This is a genomic window from Microvirga lenta (assembly GCF_020532555.1).
Lineage (GTDB): Bacteria > Pseudomonadota > Alphaproteobacteria > Rhizobiales > Beijerinckiaceae > Microvirga > Microvirga lenta.
This window is the reverse complement of the sequence record NZ_JAJBBR010000002.1, coordinates 24288-44311: the sequence shown is the minus strand read 5'-3', so window position 1 is coordinate 44311 and position 20024 is coordinate 24288. Positions and strand designations below refer to the sequence as shown.

At 59.8% G+C, this 20024-nt stretch carries 19 protein-coding genes; 8 read left to right on the top strand and 11 right to left on the bottom strand.

The features are described 5' to 3' along the window. Positions 1-25 precede the first annotated feature (25 nt). The 5 genes from LGR44_RS03245 to LGR44_RS03225 all read right to left on the bottom strand — a co-directional run bounded on the left by LGR44_RS03245 (position 26) and on the right by LGR44_RS03225 (position 6698). Complete coding sequence (locus LGR44_RS03245) at positions 26-952, bottom strand: BKACE family enzyme (RefSeq protein WP_226737197.1); 927 nt, start codon at positions 950-952, stop codon at positions 26-28. Between the two features lie 20 nt (positions 953-972). Continuing rightward, on the bottom strand, positions 973-1905 hold the full coding sequence (locus LGR44_RS03240) for a 3-hydroxyacyl-CoA dehydrogenase (protein ID WP_226737195.1): 933 nt from the start codon (positions 1903-1905) through the stop codon (positions 973-975). Positions 1906-1925: 20 nt separating this feature from the next. Next, complete coding sequence (locus tag LGR44_RS03235) at positions 1926-4442, bottom strand: branched-chain amino acid ABC transporter ATP-binding protein/permease (RefSeq protein ID WP_226737193.1); 2517 nt, start codon at positions 4440-4442, stop codon at positions 1926-1928. A 4-nt stretch (positions 4443-4446) separates the two neighbouring features. Then, positions 4447-5322 (bottom strand): branched-chain amino acid ABC transporter permease, encoded by an 876-nt coding sequence (locus LGR44_RS03230; RefSeq protein WP_226737191.1) that lies wholly within the window; start codon positions 5320-5322, stop codon positions 4447-4449. A gap of 125 nt (positions 5323-5447) precedes the next feature. After that, positions 5448-6698, bottom strand: coding sequence for an ABC transporter substrate-binding protein (locus LGR44_RS03225; RefSeq protein ID WP_226737189.1), 1251 nt, complete (start codon positions 6696-6698; stop codon positions 5448-5450). A 72-nt stretch (positions 6699-6770) separates the two neighbouring features. Between LGR44_RS03225 and LGR44_RS03220 the strand changes: the two genes are divergently transcribed. The 6 genes from LGR44_RS03220 (at position 6771) to LGR44_RS03195 (ending at position 12973) form a co-directional block, all read left to right on the top strand. After that, complete coding sequence (locus LGR44_RS03220) at positions 6771-7496, top strand: GntR family transcriptional regulator (protein ID WP_226737187.1); 726 nt, start codon at positions 6771-6773, stop codon at positions 7494-7496. A gap of 95 nt (positions 7497-7591) precedes the next feature. After that, positions 7592-8368, top strand: a complete 777-nt coding sequence (locus LGR44_RS03215; RefSeq protein ID WP_226737185.1) for an SDR family oxidoreductase — start codon at positions 7592-7594, stop codon at positions 8366-8368. A gap of 31 nt (positions 8369-8399) precedes the next feature. Next, positions 8400-9527, top strand: a complete 1128-nt coding sequence (locus LGR44_RS03210) for an AGE family epimerase/isomerase (RefSeq protein ID WP_226737183.1) — start codon at positions 8400-8402, stop codon at positions 9525-9527. A 335-nt stretch (positions 9528-9862) separates the two neighbouring features. Further along, entirely contained in the window at positions 9863-10861 is a 999-nt protein-coding gene (locus LGR44_RS03205) for a tripartite tricarboxylate transporter substrate binding protein (RefSeq protein ID WP_226737181.1), read from the top strand. Between the two features lie 88 nt (positions 10862-10949). Next, positions 10950-11441, top strand: a complete 492-nt coding sequence (locus LGR44_RS03200; protein WP_226737179.1) for a tripartite tricarboxylate transporter TctB family protein — start codon at positions 10950-10952, stop codon at positions 11439-11441. Continuing rightward, positions 11438-12973: a tripartite tricarboxylate transporter permease gene (locus LGR44_RS03195; RefSeq protein ID WP_226737177.1), complete on the top strand. Its 1536-nt coding sequence runs from the start codon at positions 11438-11440 to the stop codon at positions 12971-12973. The genes LGR44_RS03200 and LGR44_RS03195 overlap by 4 nt, the downstream gene beginning before the upstream one ends. Positions 12974-13075: 102 nt before the next feature. On the opposite strand, the gene LGR44_RS03190 is transcribed toward LGR44_RS03195, so the two are convergent. From LGR44_RS03190 to LGR44_RS03180, 3 genes are read right to left on the bottom strand one after another with little or no spacing between them, the layout of a single operon-like run. Next, the gene (locus LGR44_RS03190) at positions 13076-14098 is read right to left on the bottom strand and encodes an ABC transporter substrate-binding protein (protein WP_226737175.1); all 1023 of its coding nucleotides are present in this window, start codon (positions 14096-14098) and stop codon (positions 13076-13078) included. A 45-nt stretch (positions 14099-14143) separates the two neighbouring features. Next, entirely contained in the window at positions 14144-14935 is a 792-nt protein-coding gene (locus LGR44_RS03185) for an ABC transporter permease (RefSeq protein WP_226737173.1), read from the bottom strand. Continuing rightward, positions 14932-15750, bottom strand: coding sequence for an ABC transporter ATP-binding protein (locus LGR44_RS03180; protein WP_226737171.1), 819 nt, complete (start codon positions 15748-15750; stop codon positions 14932-14934). Before LGR44_RS03180 ends, LGR44_RS03185 begins: the two co-directional genes overlap by 4 nt. A gap of 229 nt (positions 15751-15979) precedes the next feature. Here LGR44_RS03180 and LGR44_RS03175 point away from each other — a divergent pair, with 229 nt between their 5' ends. Continuing rightward, positions 15980-16750 carry an SDR family NAD(P)-dependent oxidoreductase gene (locus LGR44_RS03175; RefSeq protein WP_226737169.1) on the top strand — a complete coding sequence of 257 codons (771 nt, stop codon included), beginning with the start codon at positions 15980-15982 and terminating at the stop codon, positions 16748-16750. Between the two features lie 37 nt (positions 16751-16787). Continuing rightward, entirely contained in the window at positions 16788-17357 is a 570-nt protein-coding gene (locus LGR44_RS03170) for a GNAT family N-acetyltransferase (RefSeq protein ID WP_226737167.1), read from the top strand. A gap of 113 nt (positions 17358-17470) precedes the next feature. Here LGR44_RS03170 and LGR44_RS03165 read toward each other — a convergent pair whose 3' ends face one another. The 3 genes from LGR44_RS03165 to LGR44_RS03155 are packed head-to-tail and all read right to left on the bottom strand — an operon-like array spanning position 17471 to position 20018. Beyond that, positions 17471-18304: an ABC transporter substrate-binding protein gene (locus tag LGR44_RS03165; protein WP_226737921.1), complete on the bottom strand. Its 834-nt coding sequence runs from the start codon at positions 18302-18304 to the stop codon at positions 17471-17473. Positions 18305-18335: 31 nt separating this feature from the next. Then, positions 18336-19100 (bottom strand): amino acid ABC transporter ATP-binding protein, encoded by a 765-nt coding sequence (locus LGR44_RS03160; protein WP_226737165.1) that lies wholly within the window; start codon positions 19098-19100, stop codon positions 18336-18338. Positions 19101-19103: 3 nt separating this feature from the next. Continuing rightward, a complete protein-coding gene (locus LGR44_RS03155; protein WP_226737163.1) occupies positions 19104-20018 on the bottom strand; it encodes an amino acid ABC transporter permease in 915 nt (304 codons plus the stop codon). Positions 20019-20024: the final 6 nt, after the last annotated feature.

Sequence of the window (20024 nt, the reverse complement as noted above, 5' to 3'; positions counted from 1 at the left end):
GACCTCGGCTGACTAACAGGATCCGCTAGAAATTGACGCGGTCGCCTCCCTTCAACGACAGCATTCTGCGTGCGTCGTCCGGAGTGGCGATCTCGAGCCCGAGCCCTTCGATGATCTGGCGCGCCAACATAACCTGCTGCGCATTGGATTCGGCAAGCTTGCCCGGCCCAATCCAGAGCGAATCCTCGAGCCCGACACGCACGTTGCCTCCCATGGCTGCGGCTTGAGCAGCAATAGCGAGTTGGTTCTTGCCGGCACCGAGTACCGACCACTGATAGTCGCTTCCGAACAGTCGATCAGCGGTTCGCTTCATATGCACCACGTCTTCTGGGTGGGGGCCGATGCCACCAAGAAGGCCGAAGACGCTTTGGACGAAAAGAGGCGGCTTGATGAGTCCGCGGTCTACGAAGTGAGCGAGGGTGTAGAGGTGTCCGATGTCATAGCACTCGATCTCGAAGCGGGTGCCGTTCTCGGCGCAGGTGGTCAGAATGTACTCGATATCGGCGAAGGTGTTACGAAAGATCCTGTCGCGCGAGCCTTCGAGATATGGCTGTTCCCAGTCGTGCTGGAACTCCTTGAAGCGGCTGAGCATCGGATAGAGCCCAAAGTTCATCGAACCCATGTTGAGGGATGCGACCTCCGGCTTGTAGTGGGCCGCTGGTCGGACCCGCTCCTCTACCAGCATGGTTGGTGCGCCGCCCGTCGTGATGTTGATGACGCAATCGGAGCGCTGCTTCACGACCTGCAGAAAGGGGGCGAAGGCCTCCGGGGACTGGTCGGGTCTGCCTGTCTTCGGATCACGCGCATGCAGATGGACAATCGCGGCACCTGCCTCGGCCGCGCCGATAGCAGCCTCCGCGATCTCCTCCGGTGTAACCGGAAGATGAGGGGACATGGAGGGCGTATGAATGGCACCGGTAACGGCGCAGGTGATGATGACTTTGCGGGCCATGGGCGTCTTCCTCGAGGAGATCACATTTCTGCTTGGGAGTTCTTGTGAGCTTTCAGCGCAGCCAAACGCCTGTCTCGCCATGCGGAGCGGCGAGTGAGCGCTTCAAGTGCCGGCGCATCACCCCAGGCTTCCAGGATGCGCTTCACGTTCTCCTCGTCCCAGACAAGCGGCTTGGCCGGGTCTTCGGTGAGGCGGCGATAGAAGCCGGTGTAGCGCCTGCAGTAATCTGCAATGCCGCCCGGTGCGTTGAGTTCGATCGTCTCGAAAGGGCCGAGAAAAGACCAGCGCAAGCCCAAACCGTCCTTGAGCGTCTTGTCGAGATCCTGTGGGCTCACCACACCGTCGCCAACGAGCCTGAACGCCTCTGCCAGCAGAGCGCCCTGGAGCCGATTGAGGACAAAGCCTTCGACCTCACGGTTGACGATGATCGGAACCTGCTCGACGCTTTGATAGATTTCGCGTGCACGGGAAACTGTTTCAGGAGCCGTCCAGGGGGCTCCGCAGAGCTCGACGAGCGGCACGAGGTGAGGAGGATTGACGGGATGCGCCACAAGGCAGCGGGAGCGACCTGAAAGCGCCTCTGTGAACTGTGATGCAACGATCGCTGAGGTCGAGGATGCAAGGATCGCGTCCGCCGGCGCGAGGCGATCGAGTTCGGCAAATATGGCGCGCTTGATGTCAACGGACTCAGGACCATTCTCCTGGACGAGGTCGACACCGTGGACGGCCTCTGCGATTGAAGGCACAGCAATCACACGCCCGGCTGCAAAGGCAGGATCCGTTGCGAGGCCGTGGCTCGCAAGCTCTTCAAGCCCTGCGCGAACCAGACGGGGAGTATTCTCAAGTGTCTCCGCACTCGGATCGGTGATGCGCACATCCCAGCCAGAGCGGGCGAACACCATCGCCCAAGAGCGGCCGATCAGTCCTGCACCAATGATAGCGACACTTGGCATTCAATCGTCTCCGTAAACGGTCACAGCCACAGGACCTTGCGGCGAAGCGCAAGATCGTCCCGCAGATCCTTCGATGGGCCGGTATGGATAACCCGCCCCCGTTCGAGCGCGACCGTTCTGTCAGAGAGGGCCAACGCAAGATCGAGATGATGGTCGACAATGATGATCGAAACCTCATGCCTGAGCTTGTCGAAACTCTCGAAGAGCTGCTCAACGATCGCCGGGGCGAGACCCTCGAAGGGTTCATCGAGAAGGAGTACCTTCACATCGCCCGAGAGTGCGCGTGCGACGGCCACCATCTGCTGCTCGCCGCCGGAGAGGAAGTCCGCCGGCGTGTCGAGCCGTTCCCGGATGCGGGGAAAGTACTCGAAGATCCTGTCCAAGTCCCAGCGAACGCCGTGGCCAGTCTCGCGCTTTAGCCGCCCGAGCTCAAGATTCTGCGCCACGGTCATTCCGGCGAAGAGCCCGCGCCCTTGCGGTACGTAACCGATGCCGAGACGGGCAATGGCGGCCGAAGGCTGTCCCGCGATCTCTTTCTCGTCGAGCCTGATCGAGCCCGAGGAAGGTGGTGAGATTCCGATCAGTGTCTTGAGCAAAGTCGATTTGCCTGCGCCGTTACGACCAAGCAGAGCGATGATCTCGTGCTGGCGCACGTCGAAGGATACGTCCGTCAGCACGTGGCTCTTTCCGTAGAAGGTGTTGACCTCCGTGACGGTGAGCACGGTTGAAGTCTCGGCTGCACTTGCCCGGGATTTGGCCGCAACAGCCGTCGTGCCAGACCCGATGTAGATCTCTTGAACTTGCGGGTTTGACCGGGCGTCCTCGACATTTCCATCGACGAGCACCTCGCCCGCATTCATCACGGTGACGGCGTCGGCGATCTGGAACACCCGGTCTATATCGTGCTCCACAAGCAGGGTTGGTACATCAAGAGAGATGCGCTTGATGATGTCGCCGATGCGCTGGCGTTCGGCGGCAGCAAGACCCGCGAGAGGCTCGTCGAGCAGAAGCACTCTCGGCCTGGTCGCGAGCGCTAGCCCCATGTCCAGGAGGCGCTGACCGCCATAGGAGAGCGCCCCGGCTTCTGCCCTCTCGATCCCGGCAACGCCGAGATAGCGGATCACTGCCAGGGTCTCGCTCTCGATCTGCCTGATCGATCTAGCCGCTGTCCAAGGGTTGAAGCGCTGCGGGTGGCGCGCCTGCACAGCAAGGCGGATATTCTCCTCGACGGACAGTGCAGGGAAAAGATTCGTGATCTGGAACGAACGTCCTATACCGGCCTGGGTGATGGCCTCAGGGGAGAGGCCGGCGATGGACCGCCCCCGGAGAACCACGTCGCCCTCGTCCGGATTGTAGAAGCCGGATAGCAGGTTGAATGCAGTTGTCTTTCCGGCGCCGTTCGGACCGATCAGGGCATGAAGACTGCGGTCCCGGACGGCAATGTTCACGTGCTCGACGGCTTTGAGCGCCCCAAAGCTCTTGGTGATCCCCCGGGCTTCCAGCACCACTCCGTCGACGTGGTCCGGTGGTTTGAGGAAGGAGGGCAAGGGCTCGTCCGTGAGAGTGCGTCCAGCCATAGCAGCTTCTTCCGTTACCTTGGGGCGGAAGGGCGCAATGATCCGCTGCGCAATTCCGACCAGCCCCGTCGGAGACAGGACAATGAAGCCAACGAAGAGAATGCCGAAATAGAACAGCCAGTGCGGGGTCCAGATCGACAGGAACTCACGAAAGAGGATGTAGAAGAGGGCGCCCAGGGCTGGCCCCAGAAAGCTGCGCATTCCCCCGATCACCACCATGGCGATCAACTCACCCGAGAATGCGACCGAGAGAGGTTCCGCCGAGGCAAAACGGTGGTTGAAGACCGACAGGACGCCCGCGATGCCGACCACCACGGCGGAAACAACGAAACCGAGCAGCTTGTAACGGTTTGTCGGGTATCCAAGAAAGCGCGCGCGCTGCTCGTTCTCGCGGATCGCCACCAGGACGCTGCCGACCGGTGAGCCGTGAAAGCGCAGCAGGGAGAAGCAGACTGCCAAAGCAACCGCCGCGACGAACCAGTAGTAGGTCCAGTCGGAGACGAGATCGAGGCCAAGCGTGCCGGTTCGCACCACGCCTCCGAGGCCGCTCTCTCCTCCTGTCAATGCCGTCCAGCGGTAGGCGATTGCAAACAGCATGGCTGCCAGCGCCAAGGTCAGCAACGAGAAGTAGACACCACGTCGACGAAGAATGAGGGCTCCGAGAAGAAGCGATACGACTCCGATGAAAACAATGGCGAAAAGGGCCGGAAAGACGACGCCTCCGGGAAACCAATGGATCTGGCTCAGCGCAGCGGCATAGGCTCCGAGCCCGAACCACACGCCATGCCCAAAGGATACGAGGCCGGTGTGGCCCACCAGGACATTCAGTCCCAAACAAGCGATCGCAAACACCACCACATCGATCGACGAGCGAAGTGGAAGGCCAATGGGATCGAGGATCCAGGGCAGCAGGACAAGCGCGGCTGCTGCAATCAGGAGAAGCCAGTAATCCTTGCGCATCGACCTACTCGAATTTCTGGATACGTTCGCCGAGCAGACCGCGAGGCCGCAGGAGCAGCACGAGGGCCATCAGCATATACATCGAAGCTTCGCCGGCAGGCGGGAAGAAGTAGATGGTGACACCGCGCACCACGCCCACAAGAGCGGCGGCGGCGATTACGCCCCAGAAGGAGCCTAGCCCGCCGATCACGACGACCACGAAGGCAGCGGTGAGAATCTCCGCTCCCATGGCCGGATGAACACCTGAGATCGGCGCCAGCAGGACACCGGCGAGGGCCGCCAAGCCGACGCCGATCGCGGCGATGGCCGTCATGTACGGCTGAAGCGATATGCCGAGCGCTCCCACCATGTCGGGATTCTGCACGCCTGCACGAACGACACGACCGAAAGCCGTGCGATAGACGAGGAACCATGTGGCGATGACCGCCGCCAGTGCCACTCCGAAGATGATGAGGCGGTAGCGTGGGTAGATGAAGTTGCCGAGGAGGATCTGCCCTCTGAACTCCGTCGGAATCGAGAAGGGCAGGGGGGCTGCTCCAAAGATCATTCGCAGGCTTTGCTCGATGATCATGGCCAGGCCGAATGTCAGCAGCAGGCTGAGAATGGGATCCGAGCGGTAGAAACGCCGGAAGAGCAGGCGTTCGATCACGACTCCCAGGAGTGCAACGAGCAGGGGGGACGCAACAAAGGCACCGGCAAAGCCGATCCGGGGGGCCAGCGTCACGGCGAGGTATGCGCCAATGGCGTAGAATGCGCCATGGGCGAGATTCACGATTCCACCGAGGGAGAAGATCAGGGAGAGACCCAGCGCTATCAGGAGATAGTACGCGCCGACCAACAGGCCGTTCAGTACCTGCTCGAGGAGGAAGACGAACGCCAAGCGATACTCCTTTTCCATCCGGAAGGCTCCTGCGGTGAGGAGCGGGAACTCAGGGAAAGCGGAATGTCATGTTCCCACCGGGCCGGGCGGCATTGGCCGTCCGGCCCGGTGGGTGCGCTGCCGTTTTATGCCGGCATCTTGCAGGTGCCGTCCTTCGGCGGAGCTAGAACTTCGAGGTCCTCGCTCGGGCCGGGCACCGAGCCAAGTGGCTCATAGATGTCCCACTGGTTGCTCATCTTGTCCGGGTCCTTGGCACGGACGGCATACATCTCCTGCACCATCTGGTTGTCATAGGGGCGGAAGTAGCCTTCCCGACTCTTCAGGATGTCGAACTTCGCACCCTTGCGCAGATGCTCAGCGAGCTTCTGCGGGTCCGTGGACTTCAATTCCTCGAAGGACTGAGCAACAATCCTGAGGGAGTTGTAGTCGCCCCAGGATTGGTTCTCCGGCGGCTTCCCATATGCCTTGCTGAAGGATTCAACGAACCTCTTTGATGAGGGAGTGTCCACCATGTGATGCCAGATCAGCGGCCAGATGCCTGAGAAGTTGCCCTTGCCGGCACCCCAGGCCACGGCCGTGTCGAACCCAAAGCCGGTAATCGGGAACTGGAGGCCGTACTCGGCATATTGCTTGATGAAGTTCGTGATCTGGTTCCCGGCGAGATTGGAAGCGACGATATCGGGTTGAGCCTGCCGGATCTTGAGCAGATAGGGGCTGAAGTCGGTCGCATCCGTGGGGACGAGTTCCTCCCCAATGAACTCTCCGCCGTTCTCCGATACGAACTTCTTGGCCACCTTGAAGAGATCGTGTCCGAAGGCGTAGTCGGCCGTCAGGGAGTACCACTTCTTTCCCTTGATCATGTTCTCGTTTTTCAGGTAGGTGCCGACTGCCGTGACCATCATCGAGTTCGCGGCTTCGATATGGAACATGAACGGGTTGCAGCTCTCTCCGCGCAGGGCATCTGAATTGGCGCCGGTGTTGATGAACACCGTCTTGGTTCGGTTGGCGACTTGGCCGATGGCGAGGGCGGAAGCCGATGAGATTTCGCCGATGATCATCGCGACCTTGTCCCGCTCGATCAGGCGCTCGGCCTTGGCGGACGCGGTCTGGGGGTTCACGGAATCTTCGATCACAAGCTCGATCTTGCGGCCCATCACGCCCCCGGCGGCATTGATCTCGTCAGCCGCAAGCTTCACGCCCATCTGAGCAAATTCCCCGAGCGGGCCTAGAAATCCCGTGATTGGCGTGAGGTGTCCGATGCGGATCACATCGGATTGCGCCTTGACGATCGCAGGCATTCCGAGACCAACGAGCGCAGTGGTGCCGGCCGCTCCCTTAAGGAGCGTACGGCGAGTCAAGTCATGTGAATGTGCCATGGCCGTTTCCTTCCTCCTATTTCGTGTCGCGGTTCTTGCCGCGATCTGTGATCACAGTTAGGGTGTCTTAAAATGAGTAACTTGTCGAGCCCCCGAACTTCCGAAACTCCCCTGGCTATCGCTCAGATCGGCCGGTTGGAGCGCATTACTCTGGGTGAGCGTGTTCACGCCGAACTGCGAGAACTCCTCATGAGCGGCGAGCTTGCTCCCGGTCAGAAGATGTCCCTCCGTAGCGTTGCCGAAACGCTTGGCGTTTCGATGATGCCGGTGCGGGAGGCCGTTGCACGGCTTGTCGCCGACCAATCTTTGGAGGTGCTGCCCAACCGCGCCGTGCGCGTGCCGCTGATGACCCTTTCGCGCTTCCGCGAACTGACGGCCGTGAGGCTCGCAGTCGAGGGCTTCGCCGCCGAGGAAGCCGCGCGCCGTCGCACGAGCCAGGATATGGCCGAGATCAAGCGCTTCGAAGAGGCTTTTCTATCGGAGGCGCGCAGTCCAAACCCTCAAGCGGACCAAGCGGTTCGAGCAAACAAGGAGCTTCATTTCGCGGTCTATCGGGCAACGAGCCTGTCGACATTGGTTGGAATCATAGAAGGTCTCTGGTTGAAGATTGGGCCGGTGCTCAACTTCGATCTCAAGATCTCCCCCGAGCGGCTCCGAACCGGAGGTGCGCCTGAACACCACCGTAAGCTCGTGGCGGCCGTCGAAGCCGGCAATGAGGCGGCCGCACGCAATGCGCTCGTCAACGATATTACGGGTGCCGCCTCTTTCATCGAAAGCACCGGACGTCTGCTGGATTAGAGTGATGCCGATCGTTCGACACGCTTTCCTTCATTGGTACATCAATGCGACGGCCTCTCGACTTGGCCGGGACCGTCCTGGAAAGGGAGAAGACAATGGACCTTGGGATCGCCGGATCGCGGGTGCTGGTGACGGCCGGGGCGGCAGGAATCGGACTTGAAATCGCTCGGGCCTTCTTGCGCGAAGGGGCTCGCGTACACGTCTGCGACGTTGACCGTGCCGCTCTCGATGGGATCACCTCGAGCGACCCCGATCTGACCTCCTCCTATGGGGACGTCACCGACAGGACAGGGATCGCGAAAGTATTCGAGGATGCACTGGGAGCCCTCGGCGGGTTGGATATCCTCATCAATAACGCTGGCATAGCGGGGCCTACGGGCCGGGTAGAAGAGATCAATCCTGACGATTGGGATCGCTGCCTCGATGTATGCATCACCGGACAGTTCAACTGCACTCGCTTGGCTGTGCCTCACCTCAGAAAGAGCCAGAATGCGTCGATCGTGAACATCTCGTCCGCGGCGGGCCGGTTCGGTTTTCCCCTGCGCTCCCCGTATGCCGCAGCGAAGTGGGCGGTTATCGGGTTTACGAAGTCGCTTTCTCGGGAACTGGGCGAGGACGGTATCCGCGTGAACGCAGTACTGCCGGGAATTGTCGCGGGTGACCGGCAGCGTAGAGTATTGGAGGCGAAAGCTCAGCAAATCGGGGTTCCATACGCTGAGATGGAGCGTAGGGCTCTCGCGAACGCCTCTTTGAAAGAGTACGTGACGGCACAGCAACTTGCCGATCAGATTGTCTTCCTTTGCTCTCCACGTGGACGGACGATTTCCGGTCAAGCCATCTCCATCGATGGCGATCTCCAGGCGCTCTTCTGAATGAGTCTTCTCAATTGTTCTTGAGGCCGTGATGGATCCCCGTACCTTCCTTCTTGACCGGGTCCTGCCCTTTTGGGCCGAGCGGGCCTATGATCCAAAGCATGGGGGATATTTCACCGAGCTTACTCATGAAGGCCATCCTGTTTCGGAGGATAGGCGTTTCTGCCTTGTTCAAGCGCGGATGCTATATACTTTCAGCCATGCCTATTGGCTCTCGCGCGAGGACTGGGCTCTCGCCGCTGCCGAGCGAGCGCTCGATTTCATGTTGAGACGTCTCAAACAACCGGACGGAGCATTCGCGACTGCGGCCTACCTTCGCGGTAATGAGGAGAAGTTTGATCTCGTCGACTTTTATGACCAAGCCTTCGTGCTTTTCGGCCTCGCTTGGTGGCACCGAGCGAGCGGCGATGCCGATGCGCTCCCCTTGGCGCGAGCGGCACTTTCCGCTCTGGACCGCAGCTTGAAGGATGCGGCTCACGGTGGATGGAAGGAGGCTACCAAGCAGAATGGCCCGCGTCGGCAGAACCCTCACATGCACCTTCTCGAAGCAATGATCGCTTGGTTCGAGACAAGCGGTGACGAGGTATGGCTCGTGCCGGCGCGGGAAATCATACGATTGTTCGAAGACCGCTTCTTCGACGCCTCAACCGGGACACTGCGGGAGTTCTTCAACGACGATTTTTCCCCTGCTCCGGGCTTGGCAGGCCAGATACGCGAGCCAGGGCATCATTTCGAATGGGTTTGGCTCCTGCATCACTATGACCGACTGACCGTCTGCGACGGTCTTATCGATGCGGCCGAGCGCCTCTACAAGACGGCGCGCAGATGCGGAGTTGATCATGAAGGATCGGTTGTCGAAGCAATGGATCCCCAGGGGGAGGTGCTCAGGTCAGGACGCCTGCTGTGGCCGCAGACCGAAGCTGTGAAGGCTGCTCTGGCTCGGACTGAGTTCCTCGATGCCGATCCATCCGAAGCGGATTACTTTCTCGCCACGATGATGGCTACCCACTTTCCAGGGGCTGGGCCACTTTGGATCAATCACATCTCCAGCGGAGGTGAGCCCCTCTCGGAAGGTGTGCCTACAAGGCTCCTGTATCATCTGACACTCTGCATCGCCGAATATGAACGGGTGCGCAAGCAGCCGGTAAGTAAGGCATAGGATGCAATGCCATGATGCCGAGAGGCCAGATATAGGGCCGTAGCGGAGCGGAAAAACGCTCCAACTCTGCTCAATGCGTCACAGAAGGACCCAAAGACGATCGGCAGCCATATGCGCAAGAGACGCACCTAACATCTTCACGAGCGCTGGCCGCAATCCAAAACTCCGCAGTCTTTATAATTGACGTTAGCCATCGGAGGCAGATTATTGGTCTCGTTGTGGTGCGTGCCGCACTTCAACCATGGAAGAGGATCGACGAGCACAGCAAGAGAGGTATCAGCCCTATGCTCGCATGGTCTAGAGACGGGAATGGAAACGAACAAGGGGAGTGGAACATGATTACGCGTAGGCTGCTCGGAGCCTTCTTTGCGGCCGCCATCGCTAGCGGCCCTGCCTTGGCGCAGAACTATCCAGAACGGGAACTCACAGGGATCATCATGTGGGGTGCAGGTGGCGCAACAGACGTGGTCGCGCGTGCGATCACTCCTAGTGCCGAGAAGGCACTCGGACAGCCAATCGTCCTGCAGAACAGGCCCGGTGGCGTAGGAGCCATCTCGACGGCCTATGTGAACTCGCAGCCTGCAGATGGCTATACGCTCCTCTATGGAGCGGAAAACCCGCAGATCCACAAGGTCATGGGTCTCTCACAAATCGACTACAAGGACTTCTTCCCCGTCAATGTGATCGCCCGCGGTATCGCTGTCGTGGTGGCCAATAACAATACGCCGTGGAGCTCGTTGAAGGAGCTTGTCGAAGATGCGCAAAAGCGTCCGGGAGCCATCAAGATGGGGTCGACGGGTCCTGGCGGCGTCGCCCATGTCGTCAACACCATGTTGAGCAATGTGACTCCCTTTCGCGTTGCCTCAATCCCGTTCGACGGAGAGGGGCCTGGCATCACGGCTCTGCAAGGAGGGCATGTCGATTACATGCCGGTCGGGCTCAGCGCGGCCGCCGAACACATCAAGGCAGGGCGTGTGAAAGTGCTCGCAGTGGTAAATGCGGAGTCGCTTGAAACCTTGCCCAACGTTCCGCCGATCACCCGCGACTTTCCGCAGTTCGCGAAGTTCCTGCCCTGGGGACCCTTTTATGGCGTGTTCGTCAAGAAGGGAGCGCCGGAAGCAGCAAAGGCCAAACTGGTCGAGGCCTTCAAGCAGGCCGCGGGCAACGAGCAATTCACAAAAATGATGGTCGATCGCGGCAATGTCATGATGAACATCTCCGGAGAGGAGGCGGATGACTTTCTGGCGAAGTACCAGGCGGTCACATCATGGACGCTCCATGAGGCAGGGGCGGCAAAGAAGTCGCCGGAGGAGTTCCAAATTCCTCGTCCATAGAGGTAGGCGTAAGAATGGGCTCTATGCACATCCCATAGGGCCCATTCCCCAGTTCCGTCGCTCGTGTGCTCTACTAAGGAGCGTGGCCATGAACATCCTGCCCCGCCCACGACAGCCAGGCGAAACGATTTTCGCTTACCTGCTGCTCCTGTTCAGCCTGTTCGTTTTCTGGGAGGCCTACAAGATCTCCGGCTTCTCTTCCGCCAGCTCAGCCGGTGTGTTCCCGATGTGCGCGGCCGCGGTTATGCTCTTCGCATCGGTACTCACGATTGTCAGGACGCAAAGAGCGACCGCATACCAGCGCGAGCCTGGATTGTCGAAGGTCCGAGATTTCAGAAATAAGATTGTTCCGGCAAACATCATAGTTTTTGTTGCGCTTCTAGTCGCCTATACCATAGCCCTCGATGCGGCTGGTTTTCTCCTCTCGTCGTTCCTCTTTTTGTTTCTTTCCATCGCATACCTATACAGGCGTGGTCCTCTTGTTGCCCTCCTCATTGCAGCAGGTGGTCTGGTCGTCATTTACGTTGTGTTCCGCATGATCTTTACCGTAGTGCTGCCGAAAGGGTGGCTCTTCCAATGAGTGCAGACCTCTCCAACTTCCTGATGGTCTGGACCCAGCCGGACTTCTTCGCTCTCACAGCCATCGGCGTATTCGCGGGTATCTATATCGGCGCCATTCCAGGTCTGTCGGTCACGATGGCGGTCTCCATTCTGATCTCCTTCACATTCTCCTGGGACGTGAACCCAGCCCTTGCCCTGATCGGGGGGATCTTCATGGGCGGTGTCTATGGTGGATCTCGGAGCGCGATCCTCCTCAACATTCCTGGGGCTCCGAGTGCGATTGCAACAGCATTCGACGGCTACCCGCTCGCGAAGCGCGGCGAGGCCGGAATCGCGATCGGCATCAGCACGGTCATGTCTGTTGTGGGGGGCTTCCTCGGCATCGTAGCGCTGGCGGTCGGTGCGCCGGCCATCTCGGAGTTTGCGCTTCTCTTCGCGCCTCGAGACTATTTTTTGCTCGCCATCATGGGGCTGCTGTTGGTCGGCAGCCTCTCCGGAGAGTCGGTTGCCAAAGGCTTGTTCGCAGGTGCGCTAGGAGTTGCAATCGGCATGGTCGGGCTCGACCCGATGACTGCTGAGAGCCGCTTTACCTTCGACACTATCGAGCTGATGAACGGCATTCCGTATGTGGTCGCAATGATCGGTCTTTTCGGTATTTCCGAAGCGCTCGTTCAATTGCATCATCTCGAGACTCCGCTGGTGAAGCAGGATGTTTCGCGGATCGTTCCGCCGTGGTCTCTCGTCCGGAAATACCTGCCGCTCGCGTTTCGCAGTTCAGCAACAGGCATTGTTATTGGAGCGCTACCCGGAACCGGAGGGGATATCGCGGCTCTCATGGCCTATGATCAGGCCAAACGGTCCGTGAAGAATCCATCCCATCCGTTCGGCCATGGAGCTTATGAGGGGCTCGTTGCACCAGAGGCGGCCAACAATGCTGCAGTAGGCGGTGCATTCATCCCGATGCTGACACTTGGCATTCCTGGCGATGCCGTCACCGCAGTGATCATCGGGGCTCTGTATATCCATGGCCTGAAGCCCGGTCCCATGATGATGATCGAGACGCCACACCTCTTCTGGTTTACCGTCGGCAATCTGACGCTTGCAACGATTTTCCTTTTGATCTTTGGTCTCATGGGCATCCGCTTGTTCGTCAAGATGGTCGAATGCCCAAAAGGTGTACTGATCCCACTGATCGTCATTCTCTCTGTGGTCGGAACCTACTCGATTCAGAACAGCGTGGTGCACGTCTATTGGATGCTTGGGTTCGGAATCGCTGGCTATTTCCTCAAGACCTACGGGTTCGAGGTCGGCCCCATCATCTTGGGAATGATCCTCGGCCCGCTCATGGACGCTTCCTATCGCAGGGCCGTCTTATCTACGCAGGACAGCTTTTCCCTGTTTCTATGGGACCTTGTCTCAAACCCGATCACCTTCGTGCTGGCCGCTTCGGTCGTCCTCCTGCTTCTGAGCCAGACGCCGTTCTGGAGGCCTGCGAGAACCGGCTTGCTGCGCGTGATGTGGCGGCGAGGTGGCGGGTTGCCGTCGCTCTAAGGCATGCGGCCTCACTGCAATTGCCGGCATCGTGCGATGCCGGCAACTTCGGTCCAGTCAGTGGGCGGCGTCTGTCTTCCGTAACACCGTCGCCTTGCTGTGCTAGCTCGATGCCTTTTTGACGAACCGGCCGTCGAATGTGGCTGCGAGGTCAATCTTGGCGTCACGTAGCTCCGGATCGAGCTGCTTGAGCATGTCCATGACGCTTTCCATGCCGCTCGCCGGCACGATCCCGTCGCGAGAGTAACTCTCCAGGGAGTTCTGCACCGCCTTCAGATACAGCGGCTTGTCTCCAAGGTGATATTCGGGTGGCACTGTCTCTGCGACATCCTCCGGCTTTGCCGTTTGGAGCCATTTGAGCGACTTTATGAAGGCATTGACGAGCCGCTGTGCCGTCACCGGGTTGGCGTCTATGAACTCCTTCTTGGTATAGAGGGTTGCTGCCGGGTTCGATCCTCCGAAGAGGGCTCGTGTGCCTGCCTCGGTGCGTGTATCGATGAGGATGGTAATATCGCCTTCCGATTCCAGCTTGGAGATTACAGGGTCAAGGTGGGAGATCACGTCGATCTCACCCTTCTGCATGGCCGCTACGGCGCTTGCACCCGATCCGATGCCGATGAAGGCTGCGTCAGTCGGCTTCAGACCCGCCTTCACCATGGCGTACTGAGTCGTCAGTGCAGTGGAAGAGCCGGGAGCCGTAACGCCGATCTTGAGCCCCTTGAAGTCGGCGGCGGACTTCACCTGCCCCGCCTTGTCCTTCTTGACGGCGATCACGATGGCTGGGAAACGGCCGAGTTCGGTGATTGCGACCACATCCTGGCCCTTGGCCTGCATGCGGATGGTGTGCTCATAGGCACCCGTCACGACGTCGACGGATCCGCCGATCAGCGCTTGGAGCGACTTGGCACCACCCCCGAAATCGTTGATCTCGACGTCGAGGCCCTCTTCCTTGAAGAAGCCCTTCCGCTCCGCGATGGTTAGCGGGAGGTAATAAAGTAGCGGCTTGCCGCCGACGCCCAAGGTGACTTTGCTTTTCTCAGGCTTTGTCTGCGCAAACGCATTTGGGGCTAGTCCCGCAGCCAAGGCGGCTGCGCCGGTTCCGATGAGAAATGTACGGCGTTCCATCCCGATCTCCTGCTTGTCTGCAGTTTTGAGGACGAGAAGGATTCCTTATCCTTGCCCGTTTGTCGATGGGGCAGGGCGCCAAACGAGCAGCCGCCTTTCGACGAGGGTGACCAGCGCGTCGATGAGGATCACGAAGATCGAAAGGATGACCATGCCCGCGAAGACGCCGGTGACGTCGAACACGCTCTCCGCCTCGTGGATCTTGTAGCCGAGCCCTGCCGACGAGCCGAGATACTCGCCTACCACCGCCCCCACGAGAGCAAAGCCTACGGAGGTGTGCAGGGACGAGAACATCCACGTCAGGGCTGCCGGCCAATAGACATGCCGTAGCAGTTGACGTTCATTCATGCCCAGCATGCGCGCATTGGCCAGAACGACCGGGCTCACCTCGCGCACGCCCTGGTACACATTGAAGAACACGATGAAGAAGACCAGGGTGAAGCCGAGTGCCACTTTCGACCAGATTCCCAGGCCGAACCACAGGGCAAAAATAGGTGCAAGCACCACTCGCGGTAGAGCATTCGCGGCCTTGATATAAGGATCGAACACGGCGGCCAGCAATTCGCGTCGGGCGAACAGAAATCCGAAAAGGATTCCACCGCAGGCTCCGAAAACGAAAGCCAGAACGGTCTCCACGAGCGTAATCCAGAGATGCCCCCAGATTTCGCCGGACGAGAATTCCTTCCAGACCCGAGCCAGCACGTCGGTAGGGGTCGAGAAGAAGAATTGCGTTTGCCTGGTCGGCGCGAAGATGGGGTAGGCCGTGAGAATGTGCCAGATCAGCAGAAAGCCGAGACCCACTGCAAACTGGAGGAGAATCAACTTCGCCCGGTTCATGCGGAGGCTCCCTCTCCCTGCGCGTAGGCCTTTTGCACTTCGGTGCGCAGGCTTGCCCAGATCTCCTTGTGGATGTGATGGAAGGATGGTTCGAGCCGCACCTCGGCAATGTCGCGCGGGCGCGGCAGCATCACGGGAAATTCTCCGATGATGCGCGCTGCCGGACCGGCCGACATGACAACCACCCGGTCGGCGAGTGCTATCGCCTCTTCCAGGTCGTGGGTCACGAAGAGAACCGCCTTGCGATTGGCGGCCCACAGATCCAGAAGCAGGTTGCCCATGATCTGCCGGGTCTGCGCGTCCAAAGGCCCAAAGGGCTCGTCCATCAGAAGAATTTCAGGATCGCGGATCAGCATCTGCGCCAGGGCGACCCGCTTCCTTTGCCCGCCCGAGAGCATATGCGGATAGCGATCCACGAAGGCCGCGAGGCCGACTCGACGCAGCCACTCGCGCGCTTTCAGTTCGGCTTCGGCGCGGGACACCCCCTTGGGTTCCAGTGCCACGGCGACGTTCTGCAGCGCTGTTTTCCAAGGCATCAGCGCGTCCTGCTGGAAAAGATAGCCCGCACGCGCGTTGAGGCCGGCTAGTGGCGATCCGAAAATCTCGACCTCTCCATCTGACGGCTTGAGGAGTCCCGCCGAAGCGTTGAGCAAGGTGGACTTCCCGCAACCTGTCGGTCCAACGATGGCGACGAATTCTCCGGGTTTCACGGAAAGGTCTATTGATCTTACAGCCGTGTAGCCGGCTCCCTTCGCGCCAAAGGTGATGGCGACGTCGCGGAGCGATACGGCTGGAGCAGTCGATGACACGGGCATGGTTCTAGGCGTTTCCTGCGCCTTTTGGTGGCGCTTGTGAGCATCCTAAAGGCTCGTCCATCGATGGCAAGTGCAGCTGGATAAGGATGTTCATCGGCCCATGAGGCACGGTGTAGTTATGTTGTTGCCTCTGAATCTGGTGTTCGTCACCCTGAGAGCCCGGACGCCTGTTGAACTTCGAAAGGCGACATGCAACCGTCGGCCGCCTCCACTTCTGCAGGAAAGAGCCATGATCCAGATGATCAGCCCAGAGAGTCTGACGGTGCTTGTGACCGGCGCGACAGCCGGCTTTGGTGCCGCCGTGTGCCGCCGGTTCCATGAGGCGGGGGCGAAAGTGATCGGTACGGGACGTCGCGAGGATCGCTTAGCTGCGCTGAAGACCGAACTGGGAGAACGCTGCCACACGGTTCAACTCGATGTCATGGATCGGCAGGCCGTGTTCGAGGTCCTTGGAACGCTTCCGGCGCCCTTCGACCAGCCCAACGTATGCGTGGTGAATGCCGGGCTGGCCTTGGGGCTCCAGCCGGCGCACGAGGCGGATATCGCTGATTGGGAGCAGATGATCGCCACGAACATAAACGGAGCAGTCTCGACGGTGCGAGCCGTTCTGCCGGGCATGGTTGCCCGCGATGAAGGGCATCTGGTGCTCATAGGGTCGGTGGCCGGCGACTACCCGTATCCCGGAGGGAACGTGTATGGCGCCACGAAAGCCTTCGTGAAACAGTTCGCACTCAACTTGCGCGCCGACCTGATCGGCTCGAACGTACGGGTCACCAATATCGAGCCGGGAATGGCCGAAACCGAATTCTCGATGGTGCGGCTGAAAGGGGATCAGGAGCGGGCCGGAAAAGTCTACGAGGGTCTTACCCCGATGGCGGCGGAGGACATCGCTGAAACGATCTTCTGGTCCTGCACCCTCCCGCGGCACCTGAACATCAATCGCATGCAGATGATGCCTGTCATGCAGGCCTTCTCTCCTTTCGCAGTAAAAAGACGCTGACACTTTCCCCGGGCTCTGGAGGTAGGACTTCGCGTTCTTGCAGGATCTCCATGAAACAGAAAGGAAACGGGTGGCCATAAACGTTCGGCCGGCACGGCAAGTCGACGCGCAAGCGATCGCACGGTTGCATTATCAGATGTGGCGCGCGACCTATCGCAGACTTGCTCCTGAATCCGCCTGCCGGACGCTGACGGAGCAGGTTCGCCTCTCGCGGTGGCAGGACATGCTTGCGCGCGAAACGAGAGGGCGCTCGATACTGGTGGCGGAGGTGGATGGAAATCTGGCCGGCTTCGGTTTCGCCGGGGCGGCGTCTCACGCGATTTTCCAGAATAGAGCCGAAGTCAAATTTCTATATGTCGGAACCGATTACAAGCGGATGGGCATCGGCCGCATTCTGCTGGTCAAACTCGCGCGCGACATGGTGGACTTCGGCTACAGCGGCATGGCGCTAGGTGTTGTAATCGGAAATGATCCGGCTATCGGCTTCTACGAAGCCATGGGAGGCCGGAGGGTTGGGCACTATACCGATCCGGGCCCGGTATGGCGCTCGGAGAATTTCGTCTATGTATGGGATGATCTGCGAGCATTGCTGGCGCTCGAAACCTGAAGTGCACAGGTCCGAAGCAGTGGCTTTTCCTGAAGCACTACTTTCAACAGCATCCGGACTCAAAAGGAAACGGGCCTGAGCTCTTCCCGCACAGGCCCGTCATTCAGAGGAGCTTAGCTCTGGCCTTGGTTGATCGCAATCGGCGAGAGCTTGTTGGCCTGGAGACCGTACTTCTTCAGGATTTCATCGTAGATGCCCTTCTGCTGAAGACGATCAAGGCCTTCCTTCACGGCATCGCGCAGCTGGGTCTCGGTCTTCAGGACCGGAATGCCGGAGAGCGACGTCGTGAATGCATCACCGATCAGAACGTAGGTGTTCGGCTCCTGTGCCTGGAAATATGGCAGGGTTTCATTGCCTTGCACTGCTGCATCCAGCCGCTGGGTCTTGAGCTGCGTACGAGCGTCCGCCGAGCCTTCGGTCCCGATCACTTCGATGGCAGGCTTGCCTTTGGCGACGCAATTGGCCTGGCTCCATTCCCCGATCTGACGGGGCCAGTTTGTGGAGCGGCTGGCACCGACCTTCTTGCCGCAGAGATCCTCGGGAGACTTGATGGTCGCGGCCATGGCTGGCGTGGTGTAGAACTGCGCGCCGGACTTCATATAGTCGACGAAGTCAACGATCTCGCGCCGGGCCGGCAGGTCGCTCATGCCCGCCAGCGCCAGGTCGACGCGCCCGGTCTGGAGCGAGGGGATCATCTGGGCAAAGGCAATTTCCTGCCACTCGATGTCGACGCCGAGTTCCTTGGCAAGGGCCTCGCCGAGCTCGATATCAAAACCCGTGAGCTTGTTGGTGGCCGGGTCCTTGAAGGTAATCGGCGCATAGTTCGGCATCGTCGCGACGACGATCTTGCCGGCTTTCTTGATCCGATCCGGAAGCTCCGCCGCCTGGGACGGAGATGCTAAGCCGAGTGCGAGTGCGCTCGCCAGCAAACCTGCAATGAGTTTCATGTTCGTCGGTCCTTTTCCTGGGAACGGTTTTTCATGCGAGAACCGCGGCAATGAAGTCGCGGGTTCGCTGTTGTTGCGGATGCACAAGCACCTCTTGCGGCGAGCCCCGTTCCACGATGGCCCCCCGATCCATGAACACCACTTCATTCGCCACTTCCCGGGCGAAGCCAAGTTCGTGAGTCACGACGATCATGGTCATGCCAGAACTGGCTAGGTCCCGCATCACGGCAAGAACTTCTCCCACGAGCTCCGGGTCGAGGGCCGAGGTCGGTTCATCGAACAGCATCAGTTTCGGCTTCATGGCAAGCGCGCGGGCAATTGCGACACGCTGCTGCTGACCGCCGGAGAGCTCGGACGGATAGGCATCACGCTTGGCCTCGAGCCCCACCCGCTCCAGAAGGGCCATGGCTTCATCGACGACTTCGTTGCGGCGGCGCCTCTGCACTGTCACCGGGCCCTCGATGATGTTCTCGAGCGCGGTCATGTGCTGGAAAAGGTTGAATCGCTGGAAGACCATTCCACTCGCCAGTCGCTGGCGGGCGATCTCGGAATCCGTCAGTTCGTACAGCTTGTTGCCGACGCGGCGATATCCGATCAACTCCCCATCGACCCATATCGCGCCGGAGTCGATCCGTTCCAGCTGATTGATGCAGCGAAGTAGCGTGCTCTTGCCAGATCCTGATGGGCCGACGATGCAAAGCACCTGACCTGCGGGAATTTCGATCGAGACGCCGTCGAGCGCCTGAACGGAACCGAAGGTTTTGCGGACATCCGCCGCGACGACGATCGGAATCATGGCTCAACTCTCCGTGGCGGGCCGAGCAGCCGGGCGCGCTCTACGACGACTCTGTCCCTTGGCAAAGTAGCGTTCAAGGAAATGCTGTCCGACGCTGAGGACCGTGACGATCATCAGATACCATGCTGCCGCAACGATCAGGAGTTCGATTACCCGAGCATTGGCGTAGTAGATTGTCTGCGCATTGCGTAGCACCTCGGCATAACCAATGACGCTTGCAATCGAGGTGAGCTTGACCATGCTGATCACCTCGTTACCCACGGGCGGAATGATAACGCGCATTGCCTGCGGAAGAATAATGCGGCGCAGTGTCGTCAGGCGGGTCATGCCGATGGACTTGGCGGCTTCCGTCTGTCCGGCGTCGACCGAGAGGATTCCGGAGCGCACGACTTCCGCCGTATAGGCGCCCTGATTGATGCCCAGCCCGAGGAGCGTGGCCACGAACGGCGTCATCACGTCCACCATGCGCGCCTCGAAGAGCCCGGGAATTCCGACCCGCGGGAAGACAAGGGCCAGGTTGAACCAGATCAGGAGCTGGAGAAGCAGCGGCGTGCCCCGGAAGAACCAGATATAGAACACCGCCACACCCTTGAGGACGGGGTTCGGGGACATGACCATGATCGCGAACAGAACGCCCAGTGCGATCCCAAGCGCCATGGCGCAGAACGTCATGATGATCGTATTGACCAGACCATCGAGAATGGACTGAGCAGTGAAGAACTGTCCAACGACCTTCCAGTCGATCTGCCCTTCCGCGAAGGCCTTCGCGACATAGATGAAGGCGATGAGAATCAGGAGGCTGGCAATCCAGCGTCCATAGTGCCGGCGCGGTACATGGGTCAGGTGCGCGATGGACGGATCGAAGCGTTGGGCCTCGGTGCTCGTTCCCGTTGCGGATTGTGCGGCGGCGCTGCTCATCCGGTT

Bases quoted from the DNA above. Each gene is read 5' to 3' on its own strand.
- LGR44_RS03245 (WP_226737197.1), bottom strand. From the start codon at position 952: ATGGCCCGCAAAGTCATCATCACCTGCGCCGTTACCGGTGCCATTCAT.
- LGR44_RS03240 (WP_226737195.1), bottom strand. From the start codon at position 1,905: ATGCCAAGTGTCGCTATCATTGGTGCAGGACTGATCGGCCGCTCTTGG.
- LGR44_RS03235 (WP_226737193.1), bottom strand. From the start codon at position 4,442: ATGCGCAAGGATTACTGGCTTCTCCTGATTGCAGCAGCCGCGCTTGTC.
- LGR44_RS03225 (WP_226737189.1), bottom strand. From the start codon at position 6,698: ATGGCACATTCACATGACTTGACTCGCCGTACGCTCCTTAAGGGAGCG.
- LGR44_RS03220 (WP_226737187.1), top strand. From the start codon at position 6,771: ATGAGTAACTTGTCGAGCCCCCGAACTTCCGAAACTCCCCTGGCTATC.
- LGR44_RS03215 (WP_226737185.1), top strand. From the start codon at position 7,592: ATGGACCTTGGGATCGCCGGATCGCGGGTGCTGGTGACGGCCGGGGCG.
- LGR44_RS03210 (WP_226737183.1), top strand. From the start codon at position 8,400: ATGGATCCCCGTACCTTCCTTCTTGACCGGGTCCTGCCCTTTTGGGCC.
- LGR44_RS03205 (WP_226737181.1), top strand. From the start codon at position 9,863: ATGATTACGCGTAGGCTGCTCGGAGCCTTCTTTGCGGCCGCCATCGCT.
- LGR44_RS03200 (WP_226737179.1), top strand. From the start codon at position 10,950: ATGAACATCCTGCCCCGCCCACGACAGCCAGGCGAAACGATTTTCGCT.
- LGR44_RS03195 (WP_226737177.1), top strand. From the start codon at position 11,438: ATGAGTGCAGACCTCTCCAACTTCCTGATGGTCTGGACCCAGCCGGAC.
- LGR44_RS03190 (WP_226737175.1), bottom strand. From the start codon at position 14,098: ATGGAACGCCGTACATTTCTCATCGGAACCGGCGCAGCCGCCTTGGCT.
- LGR44_RS03185 (WP_226737173.1), bottom strand. From the start codon at position 14,935: ATGAACCGGGCGAAGTTGATTCTCCTCCAGTTTGCAGTGGGTCTCGGC.
- LGR44_RS03180 (WP_226737171.1), bottom strand. From the start codon at position 15,750: ATGCCCGTGTCATCGACTGCTCCAGCCGTATCGCTCCGCGACGTCGCC.
- LGR44_RS03175 (WP_226737169.1), top strand. From the start codon at position 15,980: ATGATCCAGATGATCAGCCCAGAGAGTCTGACGGTGCTTGTGACCGGC.
- LGR44_RS03165 (WP_226737921.1), bottom strand. From the start codon at position 18,304: ATGAAACTCATTGCAGGTTTGCTGGCGAGCGCACTCGCACTCGGCTTA.
- LGR44_RS03160 (WP_226737165.1), bottom strand. From the start codon at position 19,100: ATGATTCCGATCGTCGTCGCGGCGGATGTCCGCAAAACCTTCGGTTCC.
- LGR44_RS03155 (WP_226737163.1), bottom strand. From the start codon at position 20,018: ATGAGCAGCGCCGCCGCACAATCCGCAACGGGAACGAGCACCGAGGCC.